At 37.4% G+C, this 8,163-nt stretch carries 7 protein-coding genes; 3 read left to right on the top strand and 4 right to left on the bottom strand.

Features of this window, described 5'->3' with window-relative positions:
• Positions 1-10: 10 nt before the first annotated feature.
• Positions 11-1,840 carry a transcription termination factor Rho gene (rho, locus tag HX004_RS09720; protein ID WP_286442299.1) on the bottom strand — a complete coding sequence of 610 codons (1,830 nt, stop codon included), beginning with the start codon at positions 1,838-1,840 and terminating at the stop codon, positions 11-13.
• Between the two features lie 192 nt (positions 1,841-2,032).
• On the opposite strand from rho, the gene HX004_RS09725 reads away from it, so the two are divergent.
• A complete protein-coding gene (locus HX004_RS09725) occupies positions 2,033-2,449 on the top strand; it encodes a DUF4293 domain-containing protein (RefSeq protein WP_286442306.1) in 417 nt (138 codons plus the stop codon).
• 43 nt (positions 2,450-2,492) lie between these two features.
• Here HX004_RS09725 and HX004_RS09730 read toward each other — a convergent pair whose 3' ends face one another.
• Together HX004_RS09730 and HX004_RS09735 are read right to left on the bottom strand one after the other, a co-directional pair.
• Positions 2,493-3,005 carry a metallophosphoesterase family protein gene (locus HX004_RS09730; protein ID WP_286442300.1) on the bottom strand — a complete coding sequence of 171 codons (513 nt, stop codon included), beginning with the start codon at positions 3,003-3,005 and terminating at the stop codon, positions 2,493-2,495.
• A gap of 31 nt (positions 3,006-3,036) precedes the next feature.
• Complete coding sequence (locus HX004_RS09735) at positions 3,037-4,317, bottom strand: M64 family metallopeptidase (protein WP_286442301.1); 1,281 nt, start codon at positions 4,315-4,317, stop codon at positions 3,037-3,039.
• A gap of 215 nt (positions 4,318-4,532) precedes the next feature.
• Between HX004_RS09735 and truA the strand changes: the two genes are divergently transcribed.
• Both truA and HX004_RS09745 read left to right on the top strand, forming a co-directional pair.
• The gene (gene truA, locus HX004_RS09740) at positions 4,533-5,270 is read left to right on the top strand and encodes a tRNA pseudouridine(38-40) synthase TruA (protein WP_286442302.1); all 738 of its coding nucleotides are present in this window, start codon (positions 4,533-4,535) and stop codon (positions 5,268-5,270) included.
• The gene (locus tag HX004_RS09745; RefSeq protein WP_286442303.1) at positions 5,267-7,021 is read left to right on the top strand and encodes an ABC transporter ATP-binding protein; all 1,755 of its coding nucleotides are present in this window, start codon (positions 5,267-5,269) and stop codon (positions 7,019-7,021) included. Before truA ends, HX004_RS09745 begins: the two co-directional genes overlap by 4 nt.
• 116 nt (positions 7,022-7,137) lie before the next feature.
• Here HX004_RS09745 and HX004_RS09750 read toward each other — a convergent pair.
• Positions 7,138-8,163, bottom strand: a 1,026-nt coding sequence (locus HX004_RS09750) for an RHS repeat-associated core domain-containing protein (protein ID WP_286442304.1), incomplete at its 5' end; no start/stop codon positions are given.

Raw genomic sequence — 8,163 nt, forward strand, 5'->3', positions numbered from 1 at the left:
AAATCACTAATTATCCTTGAATTTCAGCAAAGAACTCTTCGTTGTTTTTTGTGTTTTTGATTGAATCAATAATCGATGTCATTGCTTCTATTGAATTCATGTCGTCCATTACTTTACGAACGGTCCATGTGCGTTGTAATGCATCTCGATCTAACAACTCGTCATCACGACGTGTACTTGAAGAAGTAATGTCAATGGCTGGGTAAATGCGTTTATTCGCCAATTTACGATCCAGCTGAAGTTCCATATTCCCCGTTCCTTTGAACTCTTCGAAGATAACCTCATCCATTTTAGATCCTGTATCCACTAATGCTGTAGCAATAATACTCAACGATCCTCCATTTTCAATATTACGAGCCGCACCGAAGAAGCGTTTTGGCTTTTGTAGTGCATTGGCATCTACCCCTCCACTCAACACTTTTCCTGAAGCTGGTTGTACCGTATTGTATGCACGAGCTAAACGCGTAATTGAATCCAACAAGATAACCACATCATGGCCACATTCTACCAAACGCTTGGCTTTTTCCAATACAATATTAGCTACTTTCACATGGCGTTCTGCAGGTTCATCAAAAGTTGATGCAATTACTTCTGCACGTACGCTGCGTTGCATATCTGTAACCTCTTCTGGACGTTCATCAATTAATAAAACAATCAAATAAACCTCTGGATGATTGGCTGCAATTGCATTAGCTACATCTTTCAGCAACATGGTTTTACCTGTTTTGGGTTGAGCCACAATCATTCCACGTTGTCCTTTACCAATTGGAGCAAACATATCCATAATACGCGTAGACGTCGTACTTCTATGTCCGTCTAATTTGAATTTTTCCGTTGGAAAAATCGGCGTTAAATGTTCAAAAGACACGCGATCTCTCACACTTTGAGGATCATGCCCATTGATTTTTAATACGCGAACCAAAGGGAAGAATTTCTCTCCTTCTTTTGGAGGACGTACCACTCCTTTTACCGTATCTCCTGTTTTTAATCCGAAAAGACGGATTTGAGATTGAGATAAATAAATATCATCCGGAGAAGACAAGTAATTATAATCAGCAGAACGCAAGAAACCATAACCATCAGGCATCATTTCCAATACACCTTCGCTTTCAATAATTCCGTCAAACTCATAATCTGGTTCTCTGAAATTATTCTTTTGAGCGTTATTGTTATTGGATTGGTTTTGATTGCGTTGTTGATTTTTATTGCCTTGTTGATTGTGGTGTTGTTTTTTGTTTTCTTGTTCAACAATAGGCTGGTCGCTTACAACTGAAGGCTCAGTTTCGCTTTTTGTAGTATCTGGAGTAACCCCTTGACGTTGTTCTTCTCCTTGTTGTTTTCTGTTATTTTTAAAGTCGCGTTTTTGAAAATCGCGCTTGGTGTTGTCATTTTTCTTTTTGGGTGTGAACTCTTTGCGATTATCGCGAGGTTGAGTAGGTTGATCGCTTATCGCTGCCTCCTTATTCTCTGTTCTTTGCTCTGTTCTTTTTTCTTTTGAAGGCTCGTTTGTTTTCACTGTTGTTTCAGTCGCCTTTTCTTGTTTCCCTTCCACTGATGTTGTCTCAACCTCTGTGGCTTGTTTATTCGCTAACCTTGGGCGTTTAGCTTTTTCAACTGTAGTAGCTTCTGCTGGTATAGCTTGAACCGCTTCAGCTTGAACTGCTTTTTCTTTTTTCGCAACAGGTTTTGGCGCTTTAGCTTCTGTCGGAGTTTGAAGCGCTATAATTCGCTCAATTAACTCTCCTTTTTTTAAAGTCGACACCTTAGTTAGCTTAGCCTCCTTCGCGATCTCCTGAAGGTCAGAAACCTTCATTTTTTCTAATTGGGAAATGTCAAACATATAAATGTTTATAGATTATAAATAAATGAGTTGTGTCTTAAAAATAAGAATGGAATTTTTATTAGTAGAAGTGTCGTATTATGAAGTACTTACGACATAACTGTTGCAATAATACGAATTATTTTTAATATTTAATAGGTTTTTATAAAAAAGAAACCTTACTTTTGTGTGAGTTACAGAAATCCAATCATCATGCTACAGCGAATTCAAACCGTATATATGATTTTAGCACTTATTGTGCTTGGCGTATTACCCTTTGTTTTTCCATTATGGTACAATGCCCAACAAGAAGAAATCTACTTTATGTTTGTTCCTAGTTATACCATCCTTTTTGGTATATGTACTGCATTGACCTTAGTAAGTATCTTGAATTACAAAAATAGACAACGACAGTTTGTTTGCAACAGACTGACTATGATATTAAACGTTATACTATTAGGATTATTTGTTTATCGAACACTAACTGTATCTGGAGAAGCGTCAGAAATCGTTTCTGAGAAAGGTATTGGGATGTTCCTCCCTATTGTTTCTATCGTGTTGCTTGTATTAGCAAACAAAGCCATCAAGAAGGATGAAGATCTTGTAAAATCTGTGGATCGCTTACGATAAACCTAACATCTTAGTTTATTAGTGCGTAAAAAAAACCGAACAACTAGAGTTGTTCGGTTTTTTTGTTTTTAGGCCATTCGATAACCTCCATATCTTTAATATTCCCTTGATCTAACACGAATCGAAGCATCGTTCGAACTTGGTGAAACCCGCTGATTCCCGCCGCTCCTGGATTCAAATGCAACACACTATATTGTGGATCATATTGCACTTTTAAGATGTGAGAATGTCCACAAATATATAAACCTGGTTTTTCCTTCGTCAATTGATTTTTCACCTGAGTCCTGTATTTTCCTGGATATCCTCCAATGTGAATCATATAAACCTTCATTCCCTCACAAACAAATAGCTGCTCTTCTGGAAATTCCAATCGCGCTTGTGTATCGTCAATATTTCCATATACCGCACGCAATGGCACATGCTTTTTAATCTCATCTGTCACCTGAATATTTCCTATATCTCCAGCATGCCAAACCTCATCCGCTTGTTTGACATATTTTAAAATCGATTCATCCATACAACTATGTGTATCGGATAACAATAATATCTTTTTCAATGTTTTTAAATCCTCCTTTGTTTTACAATCGTTAATCAATATAAAAGTGAATCAAGCGCTCAATTGCATTTTGACAAACAACACAAAATTTATCGTATTGATTGGTACGCATACGACATTCCATCGCGCCTTTGTAAATGCCATTCCCTGGCAATCCTTCATAAACACCAAGTGGATATTTTTTAGCTTGTTCAATAGGCGTTGGAACTGGTGTTCCCTTCTTCAATTGCTTCTTCCACTTAGAATCAAAATCCTTTAATGTTGTAATATTCTGCTCCCAAGGTTCCGTTTGATTGGAAATGAAATCACTTAATACATCTTGTTCATAAAAATATTCATCTGCCAAACCCGCAAAACTATGTCCAAATTCGTGAACAACCACAGGTTTAAAATCTTTGTGTCCTGTTGTAGTCAATGTATACGAATTATAGATTCCTCCTCCACCATATACATTTGTATTAGCTAAAATAATAATGTGTTCATAAGGAATTCCCGCAAGTAAATCATGTACCTTTTTGAGGCGATTCGTCGTTAAATAACGCTCAGAGTAAAACGTATCAAAATTGGATTCTACGGCTGTTTTCTTCCATTCTCCCGCTCTCGGTACACTTACTCCTGAATCTAAAGACGCACTTTGAACTGCGATGAAATTAAAATTATCCCCAAACTGATCAAAAGGCTTGTGCTTGAATATTTCTCCTACGGACAAACGAGCAGATTCCATAAATTGCCCCATCTCTTCTGAGGTATACCCCTCGGCCATCAACACCACGTTAATTGCCTTGGCATTGTCTTTCGCGCGATGGATATATTCATGCGGAGTAACCTCTTGTCCTCCTTTGTCGTGAATTAAAATATCATGGGGTTGTACAACATGTACTAATTTATTTTTTTCATTGCCTTTTTCATCAAACAACACCACTTCAATACGCGTTTTTTGTTTGGGAAAAGGAACTAAAAAGACATTTTCAAAGCTCTTGGTTGTTGTACTCGCTTCTTCTGTGGACAGCCACTCCTGAAAAAGGGTACTAAAACTTGTAGTATAAATGAGTTGATCCGTAGCCTCATCATATAAATGAATTTGTCCATTTCCACGTAGAGCATTTTCACTTAAATGATGCTGTCTTCCTGCCCAGCTAGGATAACGAACCAATTCATCCAATAAAATGTATTGTTGACTGGCATTTCCTCCAAAAATATAATCCAAGCGCAACGTCTTATTTTCAAAATATTGATTAAAATCTTGGGCTTGCATTGCTGTGCACATTCCTCCTAGTACTAATGCTAAGGCTAGTTTTTTTATCTTTCTCATGATATCGTTTCTTTTCAAAAAGTAAAAATAGGATTATTTCGGTATTTGTTTGGCATTTGTTTGGCATTTGTTTGGTGTTTGTTGCTTGGTGTATGTTCGATTAAAGACGATATCATCTAACTTTAGCTAAAACTCTCCCGAACCGATTACTACTTTCTGCTAACTGTTTTCCACTTTTTTAAAGTATATTTGTAGCCTTATAAACTGAATTTATTTTGAGATATTTTATCGAATTTGCATATAACGGCACGGAATATCACGGTTGGCAATTACAACCGAATGCTCCTACTGTACAGCAGACTTTAACGGAGGCTATTTCGACATTATTGCGTCAACCGATTGAATTAGTTGGTGCAGGAAGAACAGATGCAGGGGTACACGCCAAGCAAATGTACGCTCATTTCGATTATGATCTGCCTTTGGATGCTTCGAGTTTAATTCAAAAAATGAATTCCTTTTTACCTGCCGATATTGTGGTCTATCAATTTCATTCTGTAGATGCAGAGGCTCATGCTCGATTTGATGCTACTTATCGCACCTATGAATACCATATGCATCTATTTAAAGATGCTTTTGTTCATCCGTTGAGTTATTACCATCACCGTCCTTTGGATATTACACTGATGAATCAAGCCGCTCAAATTCTATTTGAATACGAAGATTTCGAGTGTTTTTCTAAGACGCATACGGATGTTTTTACCTTCAATTGCACCATTTACAAAGCAGAATGGACCATGCTAAACGACAATCAACTGGTTTTCACCGTTAGTGCCAATCGCTTTTTGCGCAATATGGTACGCGCTATTGTAGGTACCTTAATCAATGTTGGTTTACACAAAATTACCCTCGATGATTTCAGAGCCATCATCGAAAGCAAAGACCGAGGAAAGGCTGGTTTTTCAGTTCCCGGAAAAGGCTTATTTTTAACAAAAGTAGGTTACCCTTATTTATGAAAAAATTAAATTCTATATCCTTACGCAAAACCTTAGCATACGCCAAACCTTATCAAAGTAGATTTCGTTGGGTGGTATTCTTTGCTATTGCACTATCCATCTTTGCCGCGGCCCGTCCGTATATGGTCAAAGAAACCGTAAATAGTTACGTACAACCCCAAGATCAAAATGGTTTATTACTCTATGTAGGTCTAATGGGAATTGTACTCTTTCTGGAGGTGATGTTTCAATTTCTATTTACCTATTGGGCAAGTTGGTTGGGACAAGATATCGTCAAAGATATTCGCGAACAACTATTCAAAAAGATCATTTCTTTTCGCATGCGTTATTTCGACAATGAACCTGTTGGTAAATTAGTCACCCGTTCAGTATCAGATATCGAATCAATTGCCAGTATCTTTAGTCAAGGATTATTTATGATTGTCAGTGACTTATTGAAAATGGTGGTTGTTTTAGGGATTATGTTCTACATGAACTGGAAACTCAGTTGTATTGTTTTATTGGCCATGCCTATTTTACTATATGCCACACGTATCTTCCAAATTAAAATGAAAGATGCGTTCCAAGAGGTGCGTACACAAATTGCCAACCTCAACACCTTTGTACAAGAACGCATTTCAGGAATGAAGATTGTTCAACTCTTCACACGTGAGGAAATTGAATATGAAAAGTTCAAAGAGATTAACGAAAAACACAACCAAGCTTGGCTAAAGAATATCTTATATAACTCCATCTTTTTCCCTATTGCGGATATTGTCTCCTCTTTAACATTGGGACTAGTTATTTGGTATGGAGGTATGTCTATTGTACAAGGAGATAACTTGACAACTTTTGGAGATTTATTTGCCTACACCATGTTAATCAGTATGTTATTCAACCCTTTGCGTCAAATTGCGGATAAATTTAATGTGATGCAAATGGGAATCATTGCTGCAGAACGCGTATTTGAAGTATTAGAAATGGATGAAACCATTGAAAATAACGGTAGGATTCAAGCGCCTGCATTCAAAGGCGATATTTCACTTCAAAAGGTTCATTTCAGTTATATCCCTGGTGTTGAAGTATTAAAGGGAATTGATTTAGAAATAAAAGCTGGACAAACTGTTGCGATTGTAGGATCATCAGGTGCAGGAAAATCAACGATTATCAATTTATTGAATCGCTTTTACGATATTAATGCAGGAACAATCAAAATTGACCATGTAGATATTCACGATTTTGAATTAGCTTCGTTGCGCAAACAAATTGCCATTGTTTTACAAGATGTTTTCTTATTTAGCGATAGCATTATGAATAATATCACCCTTCACAACCCTGATATTACGAGAGAATTTGTCATTGAATCGGCTAAGAAAATAGGCATACATGACTTCATTGTAAATCTGCCAGGTGGTTATGATTATGACGTAAAAGAACGAGGGGTAATGCTCTCATCAGGACAACGACAATTAATCGCCTTTTTACGCGCTTATGTAAGTAGACCGAGCATCTTAATTCTGGATGAAGCTACTTCTTCAATTGACTCTCACTCGGAAGAATTACTACAAAAGGCAACCGATTACTTAACACACAATCAAACCTCTATCATTATCGCACACCGCTTAGCTACGATTGTAAATGCAGATGTGATTATCGTCATGGATAAAGGAAAAATTGTAGAAAAAGGAACGCATCAAGAGTTATTAACTTATGATAACGGATACTATAGAAACCTATATGAATCTCAGTTTAAAGTGGTAGAATCCGCTTAAATTAAGCTATTCGTTTCTACTATTAAAATCCTACAACAAGATAAGTCTTGCTGTAGGATTTTTTTCTCATCAATAATAACAATAAAATTCTTTGAGAAGTTCATTTATAATTTGTTTTACACGCTCGCTCTTCTCGGAAATGAAGCACAGCAAGCTAAAAATACATCTGGATATTGTCTTGGCAATCCCCTTAATAGCTCCCTAAGATTCACATATTCAATTGGTGAACTAATTGCAAAAAAGGTGTGAGGAAAATTGCGTGCTATTAAATCTTGATACAAATTTATTGAATCATCTAAGGTCTGATTAGGTAAAATAGGCCCTGATATCCTCAAATTAGGAACTTCTGTACCTGCGTTATAAGTTGTTGAATTAAAATTATTTGGTCCTCCATCAAGATAGTTCATAACTTGTCTGCTCCTTAAGTTTGTATTTAGAGGAGTTAGAAGTGTAATATTTCTATCGGTAGTAAAAGTTCCTCCACTTCGAGCACCATGCGCAGTGATAAATAGACTATTTTCCCCTAAAGGATTATTAGTTCTTATATAAGTACCTCTGAATTCTTTCCCTCCATCAAGTAGATAATCAACATCTTCTCTCTGCTTTGCTAGCACTGGAAGTGCTGGATTTTCTAGAAGATCTCCTCTACGAAAATCTTGAGGCGAATCATCTACAAAGAGAGGATTTTCCATAATTCGCATTCGATTTCTTGTTGAATTTATAGCTGTTGGCCTTTTCTTATATCCTACACTTCCCGTTACTGCGCCTGCAATTCCCAATCCCAGCGAAGCCCAGCCTAAATTAGCCGATAATTCTGGATTTATATCTCCTATAACAATACTCGTGACTCCCGTTATTTCTGCAGTCACGCTGAGGGCTAAAGCAACACCAGCGGCAACCGCTCCCATGGCGGCCACAGAAGCTCCAAAAGTGGCAATAGAAGTGACAATTCCTACCAATCCCAATATGATTCCCCCTGTTGCTCCTCCATATCGACCGATGGCCATACTAGCCACGCCTCCAGTGACATAGTGTCCCGTCGGATCAATTAAGTTGATTGGATCCCCCACACAGTAGGCGTAAGCATTGATTCCACCCGCTCCAAAGGGACTCATCGTATCAGGACAGGTAAAGCGCATCAA

Origin of the sequence: Myroides sp. 1354, from assembly GCF_030324495.1 — a bacterium.
Classification (GTDB): Bacteria; Bacteroidota; Bacteroidia; order Flavobacteriales; family Flavobacteriaceae; genus Flavobacterium.